Here is a 21,181-nt window from a genome sequence, read left to right as displayed (position 1 = left end):
ATAATAACAGGAATACCTTTCAGCAAAGCATCAATTGCTGAAGAGCCGAATCCAGATATATGCATTTAGAATCTTTAAAAGAAAGGTATATCTCTTTAAATATTCTAAGCTCATCATCTGGATCATGGTTTCCACTACCCGTGGCTAAAGAAATTGCCTCACTTGAGCTCTTGTACTCATCGCGATAGCCATCGGCATAGGCCGTTTTGAAAAACGTAAAGCCCGTTATATGAAGCTCTTTGAAATCTGAGCGCATTATATGATTCAGCGCCTGCAGTCCCGTAGTAGGCATCCTGGACTTATATGTCCGCTTTAGATCGCGGTATAACTTATGATGCACCCGGAAAAAATTCAACTCGGGATACTTAAAAAGACATCGATAGAAATTATGGGCTACTGCAATCTCTCCATACGTATAAACCACCATCTTTGTGCTCTGTTTCCCAAGCAAAGCGACGTCGATTACTCCTCCTCCGGTAATAGGATCCTCATCGCAACAGTGGTACAGGACATCTGTTCTCGCTCCTATTAACGCTTCCTTTCCCGCAATAGTGTGAGGTGACTTATTAACTCTAATAACTAGGTCGAAAGAATCTATCTCCGCACCAGACAAATAGCTCAGGGAAGAAACTGCCGGACCAACTATAATTACCCGCTTACCTTTGTAGACATCAGTGCCGTCATCAAACCAGCACCACCTGCGAAAAGTGAGCAGCGTTAGTAATCTATACCAAAAGAGATTAGGCAAATATTTTAAAATAGCCAAATAACGTCTCATGCAACCTGCCTCAATCCAAACTACCCCAGCAAAAAAACCATACTCTAAGACAATTCACCCAGATTTTTATAAAAAGTGATACCTTCTGCTCTACACCACTCTTCATACCGTTTCACTTCAGTCCATTCCCAGACGAACAAGAAGTCAAAACCAGCCTGTTTCGCTGCAAAGTAATCGTACTTGCTGTCACCAATAAAAACTGCAGACTCACCTATATTTCCATTCTGCTTTTCTCGTTCCAATATGCCTTCCTTAGAATCAGGACTTCCAAAAACCCCCCCGTTGAATAGATTGCTTATACCCCGCAGCTCAAACAAGTTCCTCAACTCTACTTGATCGCCGCCAGAGGCAATCAGCCAGTTCGAATTTGGATTTTTTCCCCGGAGCCGCTCTAGTCCTCCAGCCACCTCACAGGTTAGCAGGCCACTCCATACACGCTCCGCGTAGCTTGATAACAAATTATCCAAGCTTGGGCCATCCACATCGCAACAAACTTCTGGAACAATCTGCTGAAGAAAATGCTCAAACTTTTTATAGCGTGAAATACCCCCATTAGCCAAGTGATATTCAACCATGGCTTTAGCTGCATTCTCACCGTAAGGTAATACAGCCTCATAGAAAGCCTTTGTTTTCACGGGATTAGAATTAAGCACCACGCCATCGCAATCGAATATGACGGTTGAATACCCTGACAAAATATTAGTCATATTGAAACCAAGCCTTTCTCAACCAGCGCTTCCGCCATATAAAAATCTTCGGGCCAGTCAATATCATGACTCACAATCTTGTCCAAGCTATACAAAAATGGATTTACTCCTATACGATCATCCTGATCTCGATAAATTTCAGCTGAAGCCAAAAATGCTCCACTATTAACATCATGTATAGGCTTAATCGTTTGAGTTCTTGGCCATTTCTCTATAGTGCGATCGTAATTTAACGGCTTATTATCCTGCCAAAGGAAAGCATGAAGAAGAGTAGTCGTCATTAAAGAATCGTAACCTTCAGCCAGGCAAGATAAGTATTTTTTTATTACTGAATCATATACACTTGAATTGAAGAAGGGCGAGGTAACATGCGTCCAAAGAATATGACCCACAGGAATTAGATTTAAGGCATGGGCAACAAGCTCGTCTGTACTCGTTTGACTTGACGCCAGAGCATCCACTCGCTCGTGAACACGGACTCTTTGCTCTCCAAGCGAATGTGCAAAACTCAATATTTCCTCATCATTGGTCGAAAGCACGATCTCATCAATTAAATTGCTGCCGAGCAATTGACGGATCTTAAGCTCCACCAATCCATTCTGTATACCGGCAAATGGCTTGATATTCTTGCGCGGAACACGCTCGCTACCTTTTCGGCAAGGTAAAAAACAGGAAATTTTATCGTGCATATCACAACCCATAAACGCTTACAGAAGGCACGTCATAACGTGTTGGGGTTATGGAGACCAATGGAATAGAGGCCGGGCTTGATAAGTATGTTTTTATTAAATTATTCATCTCCAAATTTCTAACATCCTCACCTGGATAGCCATCAAAACCAGCCAGATAGATGGTCTTTGCACACCCACTTGTTAAGACGGCAAACGCGTAGGCTATTACGAGCGAGCTAGGAACAGCGCAGAACGAACTCGAAAATTCGAAGAGCCCATTCTTAACATTTAACCCGAAGTCCAATACTTTTTTATTATTACCTAGGGCAAGCTTTACGTCCTGAGGCAGCATGGAATACGGCGTAATTAGCGGCTGCGGCAATCTCGTGTGAGCCTCACAGTCTGCCAGCAACCGCACAGGATGACATGCTATTCGATATTGAATCAGGCTGGCATCAATGGAGCTTTGAGTGTTGAGCGCAACTACTACCGGATTATATTTTCCTATATATGTTTCTATCGCCTCGCGGTGATTTTCAACACCAGGCCCGGTCCCTAGAAGAAGCACATCACGCCCTTCAAAAACTTCGGCAGGACACCAATCCCCCTGAGGTAGGCCTTGGTAAAAATCTCTGGCTGCATTCAACTTCCCAGAACTATATTTCGCCCCGCCTTCATCCTTTAAATGGCCAATTACCGCCAGTATGTCCTCTTCACTATATCGGCTATCGGCGAGCATTTCCTGGACATACGTCGGGTGGATTCCATACTTACCTGCCAAGTAGTAATAGACGTTAGTACCCCATCCATATTTCTGCTGCATTGGCCTGAAATATTTTCTAATGAGCACCATTAACGGCACCATGTTAATAGGCTTAGTTCGTAACGTGCTAATCTCTGCTACCAACTCTTCTGTGCGCGCGTTACCTGGTCCACGTCCCATACCAGTTACTGTGGAGTCAACCCAAACCACGCCTTCCTCAATGGCACGCAACGTATTGGATAATGCTAACCCCAAGTTATCGTGGGTATGAATTCCTAACGCTCCAACCCGCTCGTTTTTTAGCCACCTAATAATTTCTGCCGCTTGCGATGGCTTCATACTACCCATGCTATCTGCAAAATACAGTACATCTACCGGGAATGCTGAGGCAGCCCTAGCCAAAGCTTTAACTTCAGCTTCGGTACGCTCTGCTATCTGCATAATATTGAAGCCAACCAGATAACCACGCTTCTTTAACCAAGCAGAAGCTGGCAATGATCGTTCAAACTCATGCACATGACAGGCAATACGGACTAGGTCAACTGGCGAATCCGAAGCATCGTTAGGCATTAACTTTTCAAGATTCTCTTCTATACTCGCTGAGGTCAGCAATTCACTTGCATTTATCATGACCGCAACGCTTAGGCTTTCCGGCACTGCCAATGAGCGTATGAACTCATCTGTACTAAAGGCACAAGCTCCTTTGAAGCCATCGTTCCTTAAACTTCTCAGACCCAACTCAACAAAGTCGACTCCTGCAGCCAACATCGATTCCAAGTAGGAATTAATAATCTCGCGCGGAAAATCCCAGTTATTGTAGTAGCCACCATCTCGCAAGGTGCAATCCAAAACAACAAAGTTACTTTTCATTTCGAACAAGCCCCAAGGTTAGTGATCGATTGCAGATGCTCACCAGCTGCTTCAAATCCCTATCAAAGTAATTTATAAGATAATTGGCCACAAATAACGTGACCATAGTTGATATCGCAGCACCTTGCACACCGTAAACAGGGATGAGGACCAAGTTCAATAGAACGTTTACTATCAGCCCAACCAACGTCCTACTGAGAATTTTACTTTCCATTCCCTCAACCGTTAGGTACCGAGCTGTGATAGACCCCAAAGCGGCAAAAGTAGCCGACCACATAACAACAACCAATATGGAAGCGCTATCTAGATATTTGGACCCAAATGTCATGGATATTACGAACTCGCCAAAAAAACTAAAGAACAAAGCAACAAGGGCGCTAGACCAAAACAGAAAAGCGAACAAAATTGCCATATTCTTTTCGTAACTCTTTGATTCAGCAGCCTTGAACCTTACAATTGCAGGCAAAAGCGAAATGCTGATCACGTATGGGACAATCATCCAGCCTTCAAAAACCTTGATTGCGGCAGCGTAAACGCCCAGCTCATGAAGCCCGACCATGCTCTTAAGCATTATCTGATCAATGCGGGAATACAAACTTACCGAAATTGCCGACAACATCATCGGCCAAGCACTTTTTAGTAACGGCCTTAAAAGGCTGGAATCATAACCACAAAAGAAATTTGGCTGTGATTTTTTAAAATTCATCGCAAGAAGTATTGCAGCTGTAACGACAAAATCCAAAAGATATGAAGCGGCAAAGAAAATTAGACCAGCTTCCAGCCAAACAAGAAGAATCTTTGTGGCCGCAGAAACAACCAAAGATAATGACTTTGCAATGCTGGAGTATTTAGCCTTAACCTGCGATTGAAAGTTGTACTCAACAACAGAGAAAGCTTGGAAAATTATCCCCATCGATATGACAAAGATATAAATCCGGTTTTCGTAGCTTTCTTCAAGGAGTAAAACAAGGCCACTCAGCAAAACAAAAGAAACAAATGACGCCATGACCATCAAAGTAAAAGCCGTACTCATGAATGCCTGGCGCCGCTCAGGAAAAAGCGCCAAGTCACGCACAAGTATAGACTCCATACCCAGCCTACTTAGCGCCATAAATACAGCGACTATTGCAAGCGCGTAGCTAAGCACTCCAAACTGCTCCGGCCCTAAGTAGCGCGCAACGTAAATAGTAACGAAGATAGCCGACACTACTTTCATTCCATATTCAGAAAGCATCCAAAGGCTATTTTTCATATACCGCAATATCTCAGGACGGCGCAAAACCTTACTCCAATTCATATATACAGCATTAGGTAACCACACTGCTACGTTTTAGATCCTTTAGCTCGCTTGACGTAAGCAAGTCAGCGCCACCGCCGCTGTTAAGATTGCGGCTGACGGTATACACGCTACCGCCCCAGGATTTGCCGTCGGTTTCCTGAAAACGCTGGTTCGAAACGGCGGTAACAGGCAAGAGCCGTGCCGCCGGAAGTTTGACCTCCGGATGGATTCCAGAGGGGATAGAGCCTACCGCCCTCGTCATACACCCGGCCAATACAACGCGGGGTACTAACCTCTGCGGACACAGGCCAGCGGCAGGGTGAGCCTCTGTTCCCGGTTCAGCAGGTTCATCAACAACACCACGCGCTCGTCACCATCCATGCTCAGAAAGATGGCATCCAGGTCGGCCAGACTGCCCTCGACAATGCGCACGGGGTCTCCGGGCTGCAGCAGCGACTGCGGCTCGTCTGATGGTGCGTGCTGGTGAAGGGAGTCGATGACGTGGACGGGGACTTCCAGCGGATAGCCGCCGAAACTGACCAGGCGGTTAACGCCTCGCGTGGAGCGCAACGGCGACCAATTGGCATTCGGCTGCAGCTGAACAAACAGATAACCGGGGAATAGGGACTCCACTACGCTCTGACGGCGCCCTGCGACCACGCGTTCGCGCTGCAGTCGCGGTCGATAACAGGTGTAGCCCTGCCGAATGAGGTGCTCTTCAGCGCGCTCGTCCTGGCGGGGCTTGCAGTGGACCAGATACCAGGCAGCCGGCTGGCTCGCCATGATCTCCATGCCCTGAAGCGCATTCATATCCATACACCTGTTATCCCTGAGAGGGATACCAATTCGGCCCGCCTGAAAAAAGGCGGATTCTATAGGAAAAAGCCTACTGCATCACGATCATCACGCCCAACTGGCGACGCGTATAGCGGGCCTCAAGCACCTCAGCCAGCTTCTGCTTGGCGGTGGCTTCTCCGTGAACCAGCCGGATATGCGATGGCCAATGCCTCATGCGCGTCACGAAATTGACCAGTCCGTGCTGGTCGGCGTGCGCCGAATAGCCGCCCAGGCTGGCAATGCCGGCATGGATCTGCAGCCGCTCACCATCCAGATCGACATAACCACCGCGCGGGCCGTAGGTCTGGATGGCATTACCGGGCGTGCCACGCGCCTGATAGCCGACGAACAGCACGTTGTGCCGCGCATCGCCAAGCATGGCCTTGAGGTAGTTGACGATGCGCCCTCCCGAGCACATGCCGTTGCCGGCGATGACGATGGCCGGGCGGGCCGTGCGGGTCAGGTGTTGAACCATGCGTTCATGCTCGGTGTGACTGTCGACAGTAAGCAGTTGCTCAAACCCTAAGGGACGACGCCCGCTACGGACACGTCGCAGGGCTTCCTGGTCCCAGAAAGGCTGCAGCTCTCGATACGCTGCGGTGAAACGGCTGGCCAGTGGCGAGTCGAGGATGATGGGCAGTTGCGGCCAATCGATTGGAGTGCCGGGCGGGGCATCCGGTTCCGCGCGGGCGCCCTGCCGGGATTTGCGGTGGATGATGTCTTCCAGTTCGTACAGCAGCTCCTGGGTGCGCCCGATGCTGAAGGCCGGAATCAGCACGCTGCCACCGTCGGCCAGGGCGCGCTCGATCACCGCCTCCAGGCGTCGGCGGCGGCCGCGACGATCCTCATGCAGACGGTCGCCGTAGGTGCTTTCGATCACCAGGGTATCGGCGCGATACGGCGGCTTGGGCGCGGGCAGCAAGGGCGCATGCGGTGCGCCCAGGTCGCCGGAGAACAGCACCCGCTCGCGGTGCTTGCGCTGCGGGTAATGCAGGTCGATTTCCACGTAGGCCGAGCCAAGGATATGGCCGGCACGCTGCAGGCGGATGCGCGCGTGCAGCTGCGGCTGGTCCACCAGGGTGAACCAGGTGTTGTAGGGCAAGGCGATCAGCCGCTGCTCGATGAGCTTCAGGTAGCGCTCGACCTTTGCCTGATCACGGCTGACGCCGAGGCGGAAGGCGTCTTCCAGCACGATGGGCAGCAGCTTGGCCGAGGGCTCGCTGCACAGGATCGGCCCCTTGAAGCCAGCGGCCAGCAGCCACGGAATGCGCCCAACGTGATCGATGTGCACATGGGTGGCAACCAGGGCACGGATGCCGTCGAGGGGGAAATCGAGGGTGAGGTTGTCGGCGCCGGCCTTGCCCTCAGGCGAGGTTTCGGCACCCTGGAACAGGCCGCAGTCGATCAGCAGTCCATGCTGCTCATCCATGTGCAACTGGTGACAGGAGCCGGTGACCCCCTCACGGGCGCCGTGATGGGTGATCTGCGGGTACTGCATGGCGGGTTAGTCCTTTAACAGCCATCGGAGGGGCGGCATGGTAATGCCGGGTCGTCAAAATCCCAACACCCTGGGAAACGGGAGTGACGAGGGTCACACGTCCGTCGATTTGGCGAGGAGCACGTGGCCGGCACGGCGCGCCGTGCCGGCACGATGGTGGACAAGGACAACGTTGTCCACCCTACGTTTGACCGTAACTCCTGTCGGCCGGCATGAAGTGGCCTTCTCGGCGATTACTCGCGGCGCACGTTACGGCTGCGCTTACGCTTGCGGGTACGAGGGGCGTACAGCTTGGACTCGCCCACGGGACGGGTCTTGTAGCGGCGATGCGACCAGAGATACTGCTCGGGACACTGGGCCACCGCCTGCTCGATCCACTGGTTGATGCGCAGGCAATCAGATTCCTCGCTCTCGCCGGGAAAGTTCTCCAGCGGCGGATGGATCACCAGGCGGTAACCCGACCCGTCGGCCAGGCGCTCCTGAGTGAAGGGAATGACGCGGGCGCGGCCCAGGCGGGCGAATTTGGTGGTGGCGGTCACGGTGGCGGCGGGGATGCCAAACAGCGGCACGAAAATGCTCTGTCGGCGGCCATAGTCCTGATCCGGTGCGTACCAGATGGCCCGGCCGGCGCGCAGTACCTTGAGCATGGTGCGCACATCTTCGCGCTCCACGGCGGTGGCATCCGGGTTGTGACGTTCCCGGCCGCGGCGCTGGACGAAGTCGAACACCGGGTTGTTGTGCTGGCGGTACATGCCATCGATGGTATGCAGCTGGCCGAGCAACGAGGCGCCGATCTCCAGGGTAGTGAAATGCAGCGCCATGAGGATCACGCCCTGGCCCTCTGCCTGAGCCTGGCGAAGGTGCTCCAGTCCCTCGACATGCGCCAGCTTCGCCAGGCGCGGCTTGGCCCACCACCAGCTCATGGCCATCTCGAAGAAGGCGATGCCCATGGACGCGAAGTTTTCCTTGAGCAGTCGCGTGCGCTCCGCTTCGCTCATCTGCGGGAAGGCCAGCTCCAGGTTACGGCGAGCAATGGTGCGGCGTTCGCCACCAAACTGGTACAACCCCCACCCTGCCACTCGCCCCATGCGCAGCAGCAGCGGATAAGGCAGCTGCGCGATCAACCACAGCAAGCCCAGGCCGAACCACAACGGCCAGAAACGCGGATGCAGGTAGTAGGTGCGAAAGGGTGAACGTTCCATGCCAGGACTCGATTGCGTAAAAGTGCGGCATGTTACCGGGAAATGGGGATTTTTGGAGCGGCGCAGCACGGGCAGCTACGGGAGCGAAGAAGCTCGTGGACAAGTCCGCCCCTAACAGAAGCACCGCACGGCACCTGTGGGAGCAAATTCATTCACAGCTTTTGGGGGCACCGAAGAGAAGCAGTGGACAACCCGGCCCACAGAAAAACGACGCCAGAAACCCGGCTGTCCAAAATGCGTATTCACCCTTGGAAAAGCCCTGTATTTCCCGCTATAAGTCCCGTCATTTACCGAAGCGGGCAAATGATGAGCCAGGATCAGGACGCGGTATTCCAACTCAAGGGCAGCATGCTAGCCATTACCCTGTTGGAGTTGGCCCGTTACGACCTCGCCAGGCTCGAACGCCAACTGGCGGACAAAGTCGCCCAGGCACCCAAGTTCTTTGATAACACCCCGCTGATTCTTGCCCTGGACAAGTTGCACGACGCGTCCATTCCCGTCGATCTGCAGAAACTCATCGCGATCTGCCGGCAACATGGCCTGCAGACGCTCGCGGTGCGCACGGACCGTCAGGATGACATGACCCTGGCCTCCGAACTCGATGTCCCGGTGATTGCCACGAGCAGCGCCAGCGGGCGCGCCCTGGAGCCGAGCGATGAGGCCAGCCAGGGCGAGGTGGCCCGGCCGAGCAAGGTCATCCACCGGCCGGTGCGCGGCGGCCAGCAGGTCTACGCCCAGGGCTGCGATCTGATCGTGATCGGACCGGTGAGTCCGGGGGCGGAACTTCTCTCGGACGGCAATATCCATGTTTACGGACCCCTGCGCGGACGCGCATTGGCCGGCATCAAGGGCGATGGCAAGGCGCGGATATTCTGCAAGGAGTTGAATGCCGAACTGGTTTCCATCGCCGGGCGGTATAAGGTGGCTGAAGATTTGCGCCGCAGCCCCTTCTGGGGACAGGGCGTGCATATCAGTCTCACGGGGGATTTATTGAATATCCACCGGCTTTGAAAGTTGTTTCGCGGTTTTTACAGGTCGGATGACCCGGAAAGGACGCCACCCTTTCGGTTCTCGAAGTTCCCGTTTTACTCATTCAGGGGTGATTTACCTTGGCCAAGATCCTCGTTATTACTTCCGGCAAGGGAGGCGTGGGTAAAACCACTACCAGCGCCGCACTGGGCACCGGACTCGCCCTGCGAGGGCACAAAACCGTCATCGTCGACTTCGATATCGGCCTGCGTAACCTGGATCTCGTCATGGGCTGCGAGCGCCGGGTGGTCTACGACTTCGTCAACGTCATCAACGGCGACGCCACGCTGCACCAGGCGCTGATCAAGGACAAGCGCCTGGAGAATCTCTACGTGCTGGCCGCCAGTCAGACCCGCGACAAGGAGGCGCTGACCCAGGACGGCGTCGGCCGCGTGCTGGACGAACTGTCCCAGAACTTCGAGTACGTCATCTGCGACTCCCCCGCCGGCATCGAGCGCGGCGCCCACCTGGCCATGTACTACGCCGACGAGGCCATCGTGGTGACCAACCCGGAAGTGTCCTCGGTGCGCGACTCCGACCGCATGCTGGGCCTGCTGTCCAGCAAGTCGCGACGCGCCGAGCGCGGCGAGGAGCCGATCAAGGAACACCTGCTGCTGACCCGCTACGATCCCACCCGCGTCGACAAGGGCGAGATGCTGGGCGTCGATGACGTCGAGGAGATCCTCGCCATCCGCCTGCTGGGTGTGATTCCCGAATCCCAGTCGGTGCTCAAGGCCTCCAACCAGGGCGTGCCGGTCATCCTCGACGAGCACAGCGACGCCGGCCAGGCCTACAGCGACGCGGTGGACCGCCTGATGGGCAAGGAGGTCCCGCACCGGTTCATCGACGCGCAGAAGAAGGGATTCCTGCAACGTCTGTTCGGAGGCCGCTAAATGAGCTTTTTCGACCTGCTGCGCGAGCGTGAGAGAAAACAAACCGCCTCCATCGCCAAGGAGCGTCTGCAGATCATCGTGGCCCACGAACGCGGCCAGCGGGTGCAACCCGACTATCTGCCGGCCCTGCACAAGGAACTGATCGCAGTCGTGCGCAAGTACGTGAACATCAGCGACGATAAGGTGCAGGTCAGCCTGGAGGACCACGACAACTGCTCGATCCTGGAAGTGAACATTCCACTGCCGGATCGTTGATCCTGCCACTCGTAGGGTGGATCACGCATTAACGATCCACCAACGCGCCGCCCGGCGCGCCGTCGCAGCACGATCCTGTAGGAGCGGCTTCAGCCGCGATGCTCTCGCAGGGTGGATCACGCTTCACCGATCCACTATCGCTCCGCACGGCGCGATGGTGGACAAGAAAAGCGTTGTCCACCCTACAGTCCTGTCCAAGCGCCCAATCCGGCTCTGCCCCTTTATCGCGGCTGAAGCCGCTCCTACAATCCCGCACGCACCCTGCGCGGACACGTCCGCCCTCGCCTTGTTTTACGGATTTGTCCCATGCCCCTGTCGAATATTGAGATCCTCCATCAGGACGACGCCCTGCTGGTGATCAACAAGCCCACCCTGCTGCTCTCCGTGCCCGGGCGCGCCGAGGACAATCGCGACTGCCTGGTGACCCGCCTGCAGGAAAACGGTTACCCCGAGGCGCGCATCGTGCATCGCCTGGACTGGGAGACCTCCGGGGTCATCGTGCTGGCCCGCGATGCCGACAGCCACCGCGAGCTGTCCCGGCAGTTCCATGACCGGGAAACCGAGAAGGCCTACACCGCCCTTTGTTGGGGCGAACCGGAGCTGGACAGCGGCCGGATCGAACTGCCGCTGCGCTACGACCCGCCGACCAAGCCGCGCCATGTGGTGGACCACGAACTGGGCCGGCATGCCCTGACCTTCTGGCGCGTGCTGGAGCGCTGCGGGCACTACAGCCGCGTGGAGCTCACGCCGATCACCGGCCGCTCGCACCAGTTGCGCGTACACATGCTGAGCATCGGCAATCCGCTGCTCGGCGACCGCCTATATGCCCACGAAGAAGCCCTGGCCGCCCACGACCGCCTGTGCCTGCACGCCAGCCTGCTGGTGCTCACCCACCCGGTCACCGGCGAGCGGCTGCGCTTCGAAAGCCCAGCGCCGTTCTAGCCTGTCCGCCATCGCACCGGACCTACGCCAGAGAACGTAGGGTGGACAACGTCTTTCTTGTCCACCGCCACCCAATGGCTAGCTAACAGCTCATCCCCGTCTGCAACAGCGCCAGCCCGCCCCGCGTCCAGCCCCACCAGGCCAGGGCCAGCAGCAGGCCGAGGCCGATCAGCAGAGCTGTCTTCAGCCAGGCGCCCCGGCTCATGCGCTCGCCCCTCCGGTCTGCAGGCGGGCCACCGGGACTTCGCGCACCGGCCAGTTGAGCAGGGCGGCCATCAGGCTGAGCAGGATGGAAATCTGCCAGACCAGCGAGTAGCTGCCGGTGAGGTCATACAGGTAGCCGCCCAACCAGCCGCCCATGAACGAGCCCAGTTGGTGGAACAGGAAGGCGATGCCGCCCAGCATCGACAGGTTGCGCACGCCGAACAGGGTCGCCACCGTGCCGTTGGTCAGCGGCACAGTGGACAGCCACAGCAGCCCCATGGCCATGCCGAACAGGTAGGCGGACATCTCGCTCAGCGGCAGGAAGAAGAACGCGGTGATCACCACGCCACGCAGCAGGTACAGGGCCACCAGCAGCCTGGGCTTGGACATGCGGCCGCCCAGCCAGCCGGCGCCGTAGGTGCCGGCGATGTTGAACAGGCCGACCAGCGCCAGCACGGTGGTGCCCACATGCACGCCGAGGCCCTGGTCCACCAGGTAGGCCGGCAGGTGCACGCCGACGAACACCACCTGGAAACCGCAGACGAAGAAGCCCACCGACAGCAGCCAGAAGCCCGGGTGACGAGCGGCCTCGCTCAGCGCCTCGCCCAGCGTCTGCTGGTGTGCCTGGCGCGGCGCCGGCGCTTCGCGCAGGGCGGCGCCCATCGGCACGATCAGCGCCACCAGCGCGCCCAGCGCCAGCAAGGCCGCCGACCAGCCCAGCCACTCCATCAGCCCCAGGGTGCCGGGCAGCATGATGAACTGGCCGAAGGAGCCGGCCGCGGCGGCGATGCCCATCGCCATGCTGCGCTTTTCCGGGGTGGCAGCGCGTCCGACCGCGGCCAACAGCACCGAGAAGGAGGTGCCGGACAGCCCCAGGCCGATCAGCACGCCGGCGCTCAGCGACAGGCCCAGCGGGGTTTCCGCCATGCCCATCAGCACCAGGCCGACCACATAGAACAGCCCGCCCACCAGCACCGCGCGGCCAGCGCCGAAGCGGTCGGCCAGCGCGCCGGTAATCGGCTGCGCCAGGCCCCAGATCAGGTTCTGCAGGGCGATGGCGAAGGCAAATACCTCACGGCCCCAGCCGAATTCCGTGCTCATCGGCGCCAGGAACAGGCCGAAGCCATGTCGCACGCCGAGCGACAGGGTGAGCACCACCGAACTCAGCACCAGGATCCACAATCCCGCCCGGGTAAAACCGTTCATCACAACCCCTGTCTATCTCAAGGTATGCCCGCGCACGGGCGAGGGGGGCTGTATATCCCCGCACCCACGGGTGCGTCAATTGGCCCCCGTGGTCTCGCCGTGGGGCAGGCCGCGCCTGGGGAGTCATCACGACCTCCGTCGACCAGCGCCAGGCCGGCCCGCGCGGTATCGCCTTTCAGCTTCAGTTAAGCCGCCTCCCCTAACCTGTGTTCGTCAAAGCAACCCATGGAGACCACAACCATGCGCAAGACCCTCACCCTGCTGTTCGCCGCCACTACCCTGACCTTCGGCGCCAACCTGGCGCTGGCCGCCGACCGCGACATCGGCCCGGACGAAGCGCTCAAGCTGCGCGATGCCGGCACCATCCAGTCGTTCGAGTCGCTCAACGAAACCGCACTCAAGCAGCACCCCGGCGCCAAGGTGGAAGAAACCGAGCTCGAGGAAGAGAATGGCCGCTACCTCTACAAGGTGGAGCTGCGCGATGCCCAGAATCAGCAATGGGACCTGAAACTGGACGCCGCCACCGGCGAAGTCCTGGAGAATCAAAAGGACGACTGACGCGGCCCGCACGGACCTGTAGGGTGGACATCGCCTTCTTTGTCCACCATCGCGTCGGAACGGCGCGTCTGCCGACCGCGCCTGGCCGGCGCGATGGTGGATCGATGAAGCGTGATCCACCCTACGATGCGCGGCGGCCGTGACGTTTCCCTCACACGAGTCATTTGCCATGCCACGCCCCCTGCCCCTGCTGCTCGCTGCCCTGCTCGTCGCCACGCCGGCGATGGCCGGTCGTGACCTGAACCAGGATGAAGCCCTGCGCCTGCGCCGCGAAGGGACCATCCAGTCGCTGGATGCACTCATGCAACCGCTGCTGGAGCGCTACCCCGGCGCCCGCCTGCTGGAAGCCGAGCTGGAGGAAGAGCATGGCCGCTACATCTACGAGCTGGAACTGCTGACCCGCCAGGGCGAGGTGCGCGACATCGAACTGGACGCCGCCAGCGGCGCCCTGCTTGAGGACAAGGAGGACTGATGCGCCTGCTGCTGGTGGAAGACCATGTGCCGCTGGCCGATCAGCTGCTGGCCGATCTGAAACGCCACGGCTACGCCGTCGACTGGCTGGCCGACGGCCGTGACGCCGAGTACCAGGGCGCCAGCGAACCCTACGACCTGGTCGTGCTCGACCTGGGCCTGCCCGGCAAACCCGGCCTGGACGTGCTGCGCGCGTGGCGCGCGCGGGGCCTGGCCACGCCGGTGCTGATCCTCACCGCCCGCGACAGCTGGGCCGAGCGCATCGACGGCCTGAAGGCCGGCGCCGACGACTACCTGACCAAACCCTTCCATCCCGAGGAACTGCTGCTGCGCATCCAGGCGCTGCTGCGTCGCGCCCACGGCCTGGCCAACCAGCCGCTGCTGGCGACCGGTGGGCTGGAGCTGGACGAGGCGCGCCAGGAATGCCGGCGCGACGGCCAGAGCATCGCGCTGACCGCCGGCGAGTTCCGCCTGCTGCGCTATTTCATGCTGCATCCCGGCCAGCTGCTGTCCAAATCCCAGCTGGCCGAGCACCTGTACGACGGCGAAACCGAGCGCGACTCCAACGTCATCGAAGTATTGGTCAACCGCCTGCGCGGCAAGCTGGGGCGCGAGATCATCGAAACCCGTCGCGGCCAGGGCTACCGCTTCGGAACGCGCCCATGAACTCGCTGCAGCGCCGTCTGGGCCTCGGCCTGATCGCCGCCCTGCTGGTGGTCGGGCTGATACTGCTGCAGGCCAGCCTGTGGCTGTTCGAGGCGGGCCTGCGCCGCAGTATGGAGACCGACCTGCGCGAGGAGACCGAAGGCCTGCTGGTGGCTCTGGTTCCCGGAGCCAACGGCCTGCAGCTGGACAGCCAGCGCCTCGGCCCGCGCTATCAGCGGGCATTCTCCGGTCACTACTTCCGCATCGACAGCGACAGCCACGAGTGGCGTTCCCGCTCGCTGTGGGACAGCGATCTCGACTGGCCCACGCAGGACGGCTTGCACCCCGAACTGGTCGACGGGCCGCAGGACCAGCGTCTGCTGGTCTACCGCGCCGCCTACCGGCGCGGCGGTCAGCCCCTGCACATCAGCGTCGCCCACGACTACACCCCGATCCTCGACAGCTTTCAACAGGTCCGTCTCGGTGGACTGACGTTGCTGGGCGTGGCGCTACTGGCGTTCGGGCTGCTGCAGCGCCTGGCGGTTCGCACCGCCCTGCGCCCGCTGGAAAGCGCCCGCGCGCAGATCGCCGAGCTGCAGCAGGGACGCCGCGCCCAGTTGGATACCCACGTGCCGCAGGAACTGCAGCCGCTGGTCACGCAGATCAACCATCTGCTGACGCAGACCGACGAGACCCTGAAACGCTCGCGCCATGCCATCGGCAATCTCGGCCATGCCTTGAAGACGCCGCTGGCAGTGCTGACCGGCCTGCTGGACAGCGAGGCGCTGGCCGCCCAGCCGGCACTGCGCCAGCAGTTGGAGGAGCAACTGGGCCAGATTCGCCAGCGGGTGTCCCGCGAACTCAGCCGCGCCCGCCTGGCCGGCGAGGGACAGGCGGGCGGCGGCTTCGACTGCGCGCAGGAGCTGCCGGCACTGTTCGCCACCCTGGCGGCCATCCATCGCCGCGACCTGAAACTGGACTGGCAGGCCCCGCCCGATTGCCACCTGCCCTGGGAACGCGAGGACATGCTGGAGCTGCTCGGCAACCTGCTGGACAACGCCTGCAAGTGGGCCCACAGCCAGGTTCGCCTGGGCATCGCGACGCTGCCGGATGGCTACCGCCTGCGCGTCGACGACGACGGCCCGGGAATTCCTGTCGACCGCCGCGATACCGTCTGCCAGCGCGGCGCCCGCCTGGACGAGGGGCTGGAGGGCCATGGACTGGGACTGGGCATCGTCGCCGACATCATCAGCGCCTGGCGCGGCGAATGGCAGCTGCAGGCCAGCCCGCTGGGCGGGCTGCGCGTGGAGATCCGCCTGTCCGCCGTCTCACCAGGACGGTAGGAGCGGTCCGCTGCTGTCCCGTCGGAGCGAATTCATCCGCGCGCTTTTGATGGATGCCTGCAGGAAGCTCGCGGACGAGTCCGCTCCCACAAAAGGCGAGTCCGCTTGGGCGGCTGCAGCGGCCTGCCATCCGCAGCCATGATAAAGTCCCCCGCGTTCGTTGTTTCCCACAGGTTCCCATGCGCACTCTGCTGACCCTGCTGCTCTGCCTCGCCCTGCCGGCGCATGCCGAAGGCTTTCTTTCCCGCCTGCTCGATAAACCGGTCCCCGGGGGCGTCGCCGTGGTTGACCTGGGCGATGCTCCGCACGCGCCCCAGGTGAGCTACCAGGACAAGCCGGCGCTGGTGATTCGCGAGGACGGCCGGCGCTGGATCGCCATCGTCGGCGTGCCGCTGCAAACGCCCGCCGGTGCGCAGACCCTGCTGGTGGATGGCCAGCCGCGCAGCTTCGAGGTCGGCGCACGCACTTACCGCGAGCAGCACATCACCCTGAAAAACAAGGAACAGGTCAACCCTGGCCCGGAAGCCCTGGCGCGGATCGGCCGCGAGCTGGCCGAACAGCAGGAGGCGTACCGGCGCTTCAGCGCCTTCCAACCGAGCAACCTGTACTTCGACCGGCCAGTGGACGGCCCGTTGTCCTCCCCGTTCGGGCTGCGGCGCTTCTTCAACGGCGAGGAGCGCAATCAGCATTCGGGCCTGGACTTCGCCGCACCGGCCGGTACGCCGGTGAAGGCGCCCGCCGCTGGCGAGGTGATCCTGGTCGGCGACTACTTCTTCAACGGCCAGACAGTGTTCGTCGACCATGGCCGCGGGCTGATCAGCATGTTCTGCCACCTCTCGGCCATCGATGTGACGGTCGGCCAGCGCCTGGCGCGCGGCGAGGTGCTGGGCAAGGTGGGCAGCACCGGCCGCTCCACCGGCCCGCACCTGCACTGGAACGTCAGCCTCAACGATGTGCGCATCGATCCGGCCATCTTCATCGGCGCCTACCGCCCCTGATTACACCCTTCACCTGGAGACTCACATGCAAGAAGAGCTGGCCTTAGGGCTCGACTGGCTGCGCAGCCATCCCGAACTGCAAACCCTGGTTGCCTGTAGCGCACTGCTGCTGGTGGCGGCGATTGCCAACTGGCTGGTCAAGCGCATTCTGGTGCGCGGCCTGTACTCGCTGCTGAAGACCGGCGCCTTCGACGACTTCGGGCTGATCCGCCGACTGTCCAACGTGGTACCGGCGCTGATCATCACCGGCGGTGTGAATGCTGTGCCGGGTCTGCCCCAGGCTGCCGTCACGGTCACCCAGAACGTCTGCGCGGGATTCATCATTCTCACCGTGGCCCTGGCACTGGGCGCCGCGCTGAATATCGTCAACCACCTCTACCAGCGCCGCCCGGATGCGCAGCGCCGGCCCATCAAGGGCTATTTGCAGGTGGTGAAGATCGCCATCTACGCCATCGCCACCATCCTGGTGATCGCCGCGCTGATCGACCGCTCGCCGCTGATCCTGCTCTCCGGCCTGGGTGCCATGGCCGCGGTCCTGATGCTGATCTTCCAGGACACCCTGCTGTCGCTGGTGGCCAGCGTGCAGATCACCTCCAACGACATCGTGCGCGTCGGCGACTGGGTGGAGATGCCCCAGCTCAACGCCGACGGCGACGTGATCGATATCGCCCTGCACACCGTTAAGGTGCAGAACTGGGACAAGACCATCACCACCATCCCGACCAAGCGCTTTATCACCGACCCCTTCAAGAACTGGCGTGGCATGCAGGAGTCAGGCGGCCGGCGCATCAAGCGCAGCCTGCTGATCGACGAGCAGAGCATCCACTTCCTGGACAGCGAGGAGCGCGAGCGGCTGTATCGCTTCAACCTGCTGCAGGACTACCTGGTCAACAAGCGCCGCGAGATCGACGACTGGAACGCCAAGCTGGCCGAAGCCGGTCGCGAGCCGGTGAATACCCGGCGTGTCACCAACATCGGCACCTTCCGTGCGTATGTGGAGCGCTACCTGCGCAGCCACCCGGGGATCCACCAGGGCATGACCCTCCTGGTGCGCCAGATGGCACCCACCGCGGAAGGGCTGCCGCTGGAGATCTACTGCTTCACCAACACGGTGGCCTGGGCCGAGTACGAAAGCATCCAGTCGGACATCTTCGACCACATGCTGGCGATCCTGCCCGAGTTCGGCCTGCGCGTGTTCCAGAACCCCGGCGGCGCGGATCTGCGCGCCTGGACCGAGGCTACACAGGCCCCGGCACGCAAGGCCCTACCGGTGTAAGGCGGTCGGCGCAGGACGCGAGACGGTGGCCAACGCGTTGCGTTGACCACCCTACGCTGAGGCACGCGATTGGCCGGTAGGGCGGTCGGCGCTTTTCCGGCCGCCGAACCCGCCGTGCCGGCTACGAACGCCATGCGTTGACCAGCCTACGATTGCGCCGGCCCGACGTGGAAGCGCAGGGTGATGCCGTCACCGCTGCCATCACCCACCACCGAGCCCACCACCGGGTCGGCATGCACACTGCGCCCGGGGTAGGCTTCCTGCAGGTGCCGCCGGCAGACGGCGCTGATATCGTTGAGCAAACTGGTGAACTGGGTATCGCGCGGAATGATGAAGTGCAGCTGCACCAGCAGCGCGCAGGCATCCCTGGGCAGATGCGTCAGCCCGCAGGTATTCCACTGGTCGTTGACGTAGGCTTCGGCGCCTTTCATGGGATGGCCCTCCCTGCTGGATTCCCCCTATCTATAGACCAGTGGCCAGCGGTTCGCCGCAGCCGTGGCGGCGGTAAACTGGCCGCCACTCCCTCTTACAGGTAACCACCATGCAGCGGCCGAAAGCGGAAATCGTCATCACCTACTGCACCCAGTGCCACTGGCTGTTGCGAGCCGCCTGGCTGGCACAGGAGCTGCTCAGCACCTTTGCCGACGACCTTGGCCGGGTCAGCCTGGAACCAGGCACCGGCGGGGTGTTTCGCATCACCTGCGACGGCGAGCAGATCTGGGAACGCAAGGCCGACGGTGGCTTCCCGGAAGCCAAGGAGCTCAAGCAGCGCGTGCGTGATCGCATCGACCCGCAGCGCAACCTGGGACACAACGACCGCTGACATTCCCCAAAAACACAAACCCCGCCGAAGCGGGGTTATGTGGATGCGGAGGAAGCAATCAGGCGTTGGCCAGCTTCTTCAGCTCTTCGTCACGCAGCTCGCGACGCAGGATCTTGCCGACGTTGGTGGTCGGCAGGCTGTCGCGGAACTCGACCAGCTTGGGACGCTTGTAGCCGGTGACGTTGTCGTGCATGTGCTTGAGCACCTGCTCCTTGGTCAGGCTGGCGCCCGGCTTGACCACCACGAACATCTTGATGGTCTCGCCGGAACGCTCGTCCGGCACGCCAATGGCCGCGCACTGCAGCACGCCCGGCAGGGTGGCCAGCACGTCTTCCAGCTCGTTCGGGTACACGTTGAAGCCGGAGACCAGGATCATGTCCTTCTTGCGGTCGACGATGCGCATGTAACCGTCGTCCTGGATGATCGCCACGTCGCCGGTGCGCAGCCAGCCTTCGGCGTCCATCACTTCGCGGGTGGCTTCCTCGCGCTGCCAGTAGCCCTTCATCACCTGCGGGCCCTTGACGCACAGCTCGCCGCGCTCGCCGAACGGCAGCACCTTGCCTTCGTCGTCGATCACGCGGCACTGGGTGGAGGGCAGCGGGATGCCGATGGTGCCGACCTGGATGTTCTGCACCGGGTTGACCGACACCACCGGACTGGTTTCGGTCATGCCGTAGCCTTCGCAGATGGCGCAACCGGTGACTTCCTTCCAGCGCTCGGCGGCGGCCAGTTGCAGGGCCATGCCGCCGGAAAGGGTCAGTTTCAGGCTGGAGAAGTCCAGGCGACGGAAGTCCTCGTTGTTGCACAGGGCCACGAACAGGGTGTTCAGGCCGATGAAACCGGTGAACTTGTAATTGCCCAGGTCCTTGATCATCGCCGGCAGGTCGCGCGGGTTGGTGATCAGCACGTTATGGTTGCCGGTCAGCATCAGCATCATGCAGTGCACGGTAAAGGCGTAGATGTGGTACAGCGGCAGCGGCGCGATCACCACTTCGCAGCCCTCGCCCAGGTTGGCGCCCATCAGTGCCTTGCACTGCAGCATGTTGGCCACCAGGTTGCGGTGGGTGAGCATGGCGCCCTTGGCCACCCCGGTAGTGCCGCCGGTGTACTGCAGCACGGCGATTTCGCTGTTGCCCGGGTTGGCCTCGCGCACCGGCACGCCCTTGCCCTTGGCCAGGGCGTCGGTGAGCTTGACGGCCTGTGGCAGGCGGTAGGCCGGCACCATCTTCTTCACGTGCTTGACCACGGCGTTGACGATCAGGCGCTTGAGCGGCGGCAGCATGTCGCCGACTTCGGTGATGATGACGTGCTTCACGCCGGTCTTCGGCAGCACTTCCTCGGCCAGGTGGGCCATGTTGGCCAGGCACACCAGCGCCTTGGCGCCGGCGTCGTTGAACTGGTGTTCCATTTCCCGCGCGGTGTACAGCGGGTTGGTATTGACCACGATGAGGCCGGCACGCATGGCGCCGAACACCACCACGGGATACTGCAGCACGTTCGGCAGCTGGACGGCGATGCGGTCGCCCGGTTGCAGATCGGTGTGCTGCTGCAGCCAGGCAGCGAAGCGACCCGAAAGCTCGTAGAGCTCACCATAGGTCAGCGTCTTGCCCAGATTGCTGAACGCGGGCTTGTTGGCAAAGCGCTGGCAGGACTCTTTCAGAACGGCCTGGATGTTCGGAAACGCATCGGCATTGATCTCCGCAGGCACGCCTGCCGGATACTTGTCCTTCCAGTAATGTTCGGTCATGGAAAGCCCACTCCTAAGCTACAGCTTGTCTTCACCGTCGGCAGTGACGGTTGGTTGATATTATTCGGTGGCCGAGAGCCCGGTGCAGAGCCCCTAAGCGCCGCGAGAGTATCAGCTTTGCAAAAGGCCATCCATAGCCAAAATCAAGCCTTGCAGTCTCGTTAATGACTGAGAATTGACATTCAG

At 60.0% G+C, this 21,181-nt stretch carries 23 protein-coding genes; 11 read left to right on the top strand and 12 right to left on the bottom strand.

The features are described from left to right. Positions 1 to 19: 19 nt before the first annotated feature. The 8 genes from SF06_RS18370 to SF06_RS13410 all read right to left on the bottom strand — a co-directional run bounded on the left by SF06_RS18370 (position 20) and on the right by SF06_RS13410 (position 8,605). Positions 20 to 778 carry a glycosyltransferase family 29 protein gene (locus SF06_RS18370; RefSeq protein WP_139326733.1) on the bottom strand — a complete coding sequence of 253 codons (759 nt, stop codon included), beginning with the start codon at positions 776 to 778 and terminating at the stop codon, positions 20 to 22. Positions 779 to 822: 44 nt separating this feature from the next. Then, positions 823 to 1,485: an HAD family hydrolase gene (locus SF06_RS18105; RefSeq protein WP_076380898.1), complete on the bottom strand. Its 663-nt coding sequence runs from the start codon at positions 1,483 to 1,485 to the stop codon at positions 823 to 825. Beyond that, entirely contained in the window at positions 1,482 to 2,174 is a 693-nt protein-coding gene (locus SF06_RS18100) for an acylneuraminate cytidylyltransferase family protein (protein ID WP_076380900.1), read from the bottom strand. Before SF06_RS18100 ends, SF06_RS18105 begins: the two co-directional genes overlap by 4 nt. A gap of 1 nt (position 2,175) precedes the next feature. Next, complete coding sequence (locus tag SF06_RS18095) at positions 2,176 to 3,789, bottom strand: aldolase catalytic domain-containing protein (protein ID WP_076380902.1); 1,614 nt, start codon at positions 3,787 to 3,789, stop codon at positions 2,176 to 2,178. Then, positions 3,779 to 5,086 (bottom strand): flippase, encoded by a 1,308-nt coding sequence (locus SF06_RS13425; protein ID WP_081993443.1) that lies wholly within the window; start codon positions 5,084 to 5,086, stop codon positions 3,779 to 3,781. Before SF06_RS13425 ends, SF06_RS18095 begins: the two co-directional genes overlap by 11 nt. A gap of 270 nt (positions 5,087 to 5,356) precedes the next feature. After that, positions 5,357 to 5,878, bottom strand: a complete 522-nt coding sequence (gene rfaH / locus SF06_RS13420; RefSeq protein ID WP_234703332.1) for a transcription/translation regulatory transformer protein RfaH — start codon at positions 5,876 to 5,878, stop codon at positions 5,357 to 5,359. Between the two features lie 76 nt (positions 5,879 to 5,954). Then, a complete protein-coding gene (locus tag SF06_RS13415; RefSeq protein ID WP_039562023.1) occupies positions 5,955 to 7,403 on the bottom strand; it encodes an MBL fold metallo-hydrolase RNA specificity domain-containing protein in 1,449 nt (482 codons plus the stop codon). Between the two features lie 233 nt (positions 7,404 to 7,636). Beyond that, positions 7,637 to 8,605, bottom strand: a complete 969-nt coding sequence (locus tag SF06_RS13410) for a lipid A biosynthesis lauroyl acyltransferase (RefSeq protein ID WP_039562022.1) — start codon at positions 8,603 to 8,605, stop codon at positions 7,637 to 7,639. A gap of 306 nt (positions 8,606 to 8,911) precedes the next feature. Here SF06_RS13410 and minC point away from each other — a divergent pair, with 306 nt between their 5' ends. The 4 genes from minC to SF06_RS13390 all read left to right on the top strand — a co-directional run bounded on the left by minC (position 8,912) and on the right by SF06_RS13390 (position 11,724). Further along, positions 8,912 to 9,616 (top strand): septum site-determining protein MinC, encoded by a 705-nt coding sequence (gene minC, locus SF06_RS13405; protein WP_039562096.1) that lies wholly within the window; start codon positions 8,912 to 8,914, stop codon positions 9,614 to 9,616. A gap of 98 nt (positions 9,617 to 9,714) precedes the next feature. Continuing rightward, positions 9,715 to 10,527, top strand: a complete 813-nt coding sequence (minD, locus tag SF06_RS13400) for a septum site-determining protein MinD (RefSeq protein ID WP_027590910.1) — start codon at positions 9,715 to 9,717, stop codon at positions 10,525 to 10,527. Continuing rightward, positions 10,528 to 10,782: a cell division topological specificity factor MinE gene (minE, locus tag SF06_RS13395; protein ID WP_027590909.1), complete on the top strand. Its 255-nt coding sequence runs from the start codon at positions 10,528 to 10,530 to the stop codon at positions 10,780 to 10,782. Between the two features lie 306 nt (positions 10,783 to 11,088). Then, positions 11,089 to 11,724: an RluA family pseudouridine synthase gene (locus SF06_RS13390; RefSeq protein ID WP_039562020.1), complete on the top strand. Its 636-nt coding sequence runs from the start codon at positions 11,089 to 11,091 to the stop codon at positions 11,722 to 11,724. Between the two features lie 82 nt (positions 11,725 to 11,806). Here SF06_RS13390 and SF06_RS18855 read toward each other — a convergent pair whose 3' ends face one another. After that, on the bottom strand, positions 11,807 to 11,929 hold the full coding sequence (locus SF06_RS18855; RefSeq protein WP_256214744.1) for a hypothetical protein: 123 nt from the start codon (positions 11,927 to 11,929) through the stop codon (positions 11,807 to 11,809). Further along, a complete protein-coding gene (locus SF06_RS13385) occupies positions 11,926 to 13,134 on the bottom strand; it encodes an MFS transporter (RefSeq protein WP_039562019.1) in 1,209 nt (402 codons plus the stop codon). The genes SF06_RS18855 and SF06_RS13385 overlap by 4 nt, the downstream gene beginning before the upstream one ends. Positions 13,135 to 13,374: 240 nt before the next feature. Between SF06_RS13385 and SF06_RS13380 the strand changes: the two genes are divergently transcribed. The 6 genes from SF06_RS13380 (at position 13,375) to SF06_RS13355 (ending at position 18,425) form a co-directional block, all read left to right on the top strand. Further along, positions 13,375 to 13,692, top strand: coding sequence for a PepSY domain-containing protein (locus tag SF06_RS13380; RefSeq protein ID WP_027590906.1), 318 nt, complete (start codon positions 13,375 to 13,377; stop codon positions 13,690 to 13,692). Positions 13,693 to 13,861: 169 nt separating this feature from the next. Next, positions 13,862 to 14,164 carry a PepSY domain-containing protein gene (locus tag SF06_RS13375; protein WP_039562017.1) on the top strand — a complete coding sequence of 101 codons (303 nt, stop codon included), beginning with the start codon at positions 13,862 to 13,864 and terminating at the stop codon, positions 14,162 to 14,164. Beyond that, positions 14,164 to 14,829, top strand: coding sequence for a response regulator transcription factor (locus tag SF06_RS13370; protein ID WP_039562016.1), 666 nt, complete (start codon positions 14,164 to 14,166; stop codon positions 14,827 to 14,829). Before SF06_RS13375 ends, SF06_RS13370 begins: the two co-directional genes overlap by 1 nt. Next, the gene (locus SF06_RS13365; protein WP_039562015.1) at positions 14,826 to 16,151 is read left to right on the top strand and encodes an ATP-binding protein; all 1,326 of its coding nucleotides are present in this window, start codon (positions 14,826 to 14,828) and stop codon (positions 16,149 to 16,151) included. The genes SF06_RS13370 and SF06_RS13365 overlap by 4 nt, the downstream gene beginning before the upstream one ends. Before the next feature lie 179 nt (positions 16,152 to 16,330). Then, positions 16,331 to 17,149, top strand: a complete 819-nt coding sequence (locus SF06_RS13360) for a peptidoglycan DD-metalloendopeptidase family protein (RefSeq protein ID WP_039562014.1) — start codon at positions 16,331 to 16,333, stop codon at positions 17,147 to 17,149. A 25-nt stretch (positions 17,150 to 17,174) separates the two neighbouring features. Further along, complete coding sequence (locus tag SF06_RS13355) at positions 17,175 to 18,425, top strand: mechanosensitive ion channel family protein (RefSeq protein WP_039562012.1); 1,251 nt, start codon at positions 17,175 to 17,177, stop codon at positions 18,423 to 18,425. Positions 18,426 to 18,571: 146 nt separating this feature from the next. On the opposite strand, the gene SF06_RS13350 is transcribed toward SF06_RS13355, so the two are convergent. Next, a complete protein-coding gene (locus SF06_RS13350) occupies positions 18,572 to 18,856 on the bottom strand; it encodes a hypothetical protein (protein ID WP_039562011.1) in 285 nt (94 codons plus the stop codon). 110 nt (positions 18,857 to 18,966) lie between these two features. On the opposite strand from SF06_RS13350, the gene SF06_RS13345 reads away from it, so the two are divergent. Beyond that, a complete protein-coding gene (locus tag SF06_RS13345) occupies positions 18,967 to 19,248 on the top strand; it encodes an Rdx family protein (RefSeq protein ID WP_027590899.1) in 282 nt (93 codons plus the stop codon). Between the two features lie 58 nt (positions 19,249 to 19,306). Here the strand turns inward: SF06_RS13345 and fadD1 are convergent, their stop codons facing one another. After that, positions 19,307 to 20,995, bottom strand: coding sequence for a long-chain-fatty-acid--CoA ligase FadD1 (gene fadD1 / locus SF06_RS13340; protein WP_039562009.1), 1,689 nt, complete (start codon positions 20,993 to 20,995; stop codon positions 19,307 to 19,309). Between the last annotated feature and the right edge of the window lie 186 nt (positions 20,996 to 21,181).

This window comes from Pseudomonas flexibilis (assembly GCF_000802425.1).
GTDB lineage: Bacteria > Pseudomonadota > Gammaproteobacteria > Pseudomonadales > Pseudomonadaceae > Serpens > Serpens flexibilis.
Note: the sequence above shows the minus strand (reverse complement) of the source record. Positions and strands in the feature narration are given on the sequence as shown.

Bases quoted from the DNA above. Each gene is read 5' to 3' on its own strand.
- SF06_RS18370 (WP_139326733.1), bottom strand. From the start codon at position 778: ATGAGACGTTATTTGGCTATTTTAAAATATTTGCCTAATCTCTTTTGG.
- SF06_RS18105 (WP_076380898.1), bottom strand. From the start codon at position 1,485: ATGACTAATATTTTGTCAGGGTATTCAACCGTCATATTCGATTGCGAT.
- SF06_RS18100 (WP_076380900.1), bottom strand. From the start codon at position 2,174: ATGCACGATAAAATTTCCTGTTTTTTACCTTGCCGAAAAGGTAGCGAG.
- SF06_RS18095 (WP_076380902.1), bottom strand. From the start codon at position 3,789: ATGAAAAGTAACTTTGTTGTTTTGGATTGCACCTTGCGAGATGGTGGC.
- SF06_RS13425 (WP_081993443.1), bottom strand. From the start codon at position 5,086: ATGAATTGGAGTAAGGTTTTGCGCCGTCCTGAGATATTGCGGTATATG.
- rfaH (WP_234703332.1), bottom strand. From the start codon at position 5,878: ATGAATGCGCTTCAGGGCATGGAGATCATGGCGAGCCAGCCGGCTGCC.
- SF06_RS13415 (WP_039562023.1), bottom strand. From the start codon at position 7,403: ATGCAGTACCCGCAGATCACCCATCACGGCGCCCGTGAGGGGGTCACC.
- SF06_RS13410 (WP_039562022.1), bottom strand. From the start codon at position 8,605: ATGGAACGTTCACCCTTTCGCACCTACTACCTGCATCCGCGTTTCTGG.
- minC (WP_039562096.1), top strand. From the start codon at position 8,912: ATGAGCCAGGATCAGGACGCGGTATTCCAACTCAAGGGCAGCATGCTA.
- minE (WP_027590909.1), top strand. From the start codon at position 10,528: ATGAGCTTTTTCGACCTGCTGCGCGAGCGTGAGAGAAAACAAACCGCC.
- SF06_RS13390 (WP_039562020.1), top strand. From the start codon at position 11,089: ATGCCCCTGTCGAATATTGAGATCCTCCATCAGGACGACGCCCTGCTG.
- SF06_RS18855 (WP_256214744.1), bottom strand. From the start codon at position 11,929: ATGAGCCGGGGCGCCTGGCTGAAGACAGCTCTGCTGATCGGCCTCGGC.
- SF06_RS13385 (WP_039562019.1), bottom strand. From the start codon at position 13,134: ATGAACGGTTTTACCCGGGCGGGATTGTGGATCCTGGTGCTGAGTTCG.
- SF06_RS13380 (WP_027590906.1), top strand. From the start codon at position 13,375: ATGCGCAAGACCCTCACCCTGCTGTTCGCCGCCACTACCCTGACCTTC.
- SF06_RS13375 (WP_039562017.1), top strand. From the start codon at position 13,862: ATGCCACGCCCCCTGCCCCTGCTGCTCGCTGCCCTGCTCGTCGCCACG.
- SF06_RS13370 (WP_039562016.1), top strand. From the start codon at position 14,164: ATGCGCCTGCTGCTGGTGGAAGACCATGTGCCGCTGGCCGATCAGCTG.
- SF06_RS13365 (WP_039562015.1), top strand. From the start codon at position 14,826: ATGAACTCGCTGCAGCGCCGTCTGGGCCTCGGCCTGATCGCCGCCCTG.
- SF06_RS13360 (WP_039562014.1), top strand. From the start codon at position 16,331: ATGCGCACTCTGCTGACCCTGCTGCTCTGCCTCGCCCTGCCGGCGCAT.
- SF06_RS13355 (WP_039562012.1), top strand. From the start codon at position 17,175: ATGCAAGAAGAGCTGGCCTTAGGGCTCGACTGGCTGCGCAGCCATCCC.
- SF06_RS13350 (WP_039562011.1), bottom strand. From the start codon at position 18,856: ATGAAAGGCGCCGAAGCCTACGTCAACGACCAGTGGAATACCTGCGGG.
- SF06_RS13345 (WP_027590899.1), top strand. From the start codon at position 18,967: ATGCAGCGGCCGAAAGCGGAAATCGTCATCACCTACTGCACCCAGTGC.
- fadD1 (WP_039562009.1), bottom strand. From the start codon at position 20,995: ATGACCGAACATTACTGGAAGGACAAGTATCCGGCAGGCGTGCCTGCG.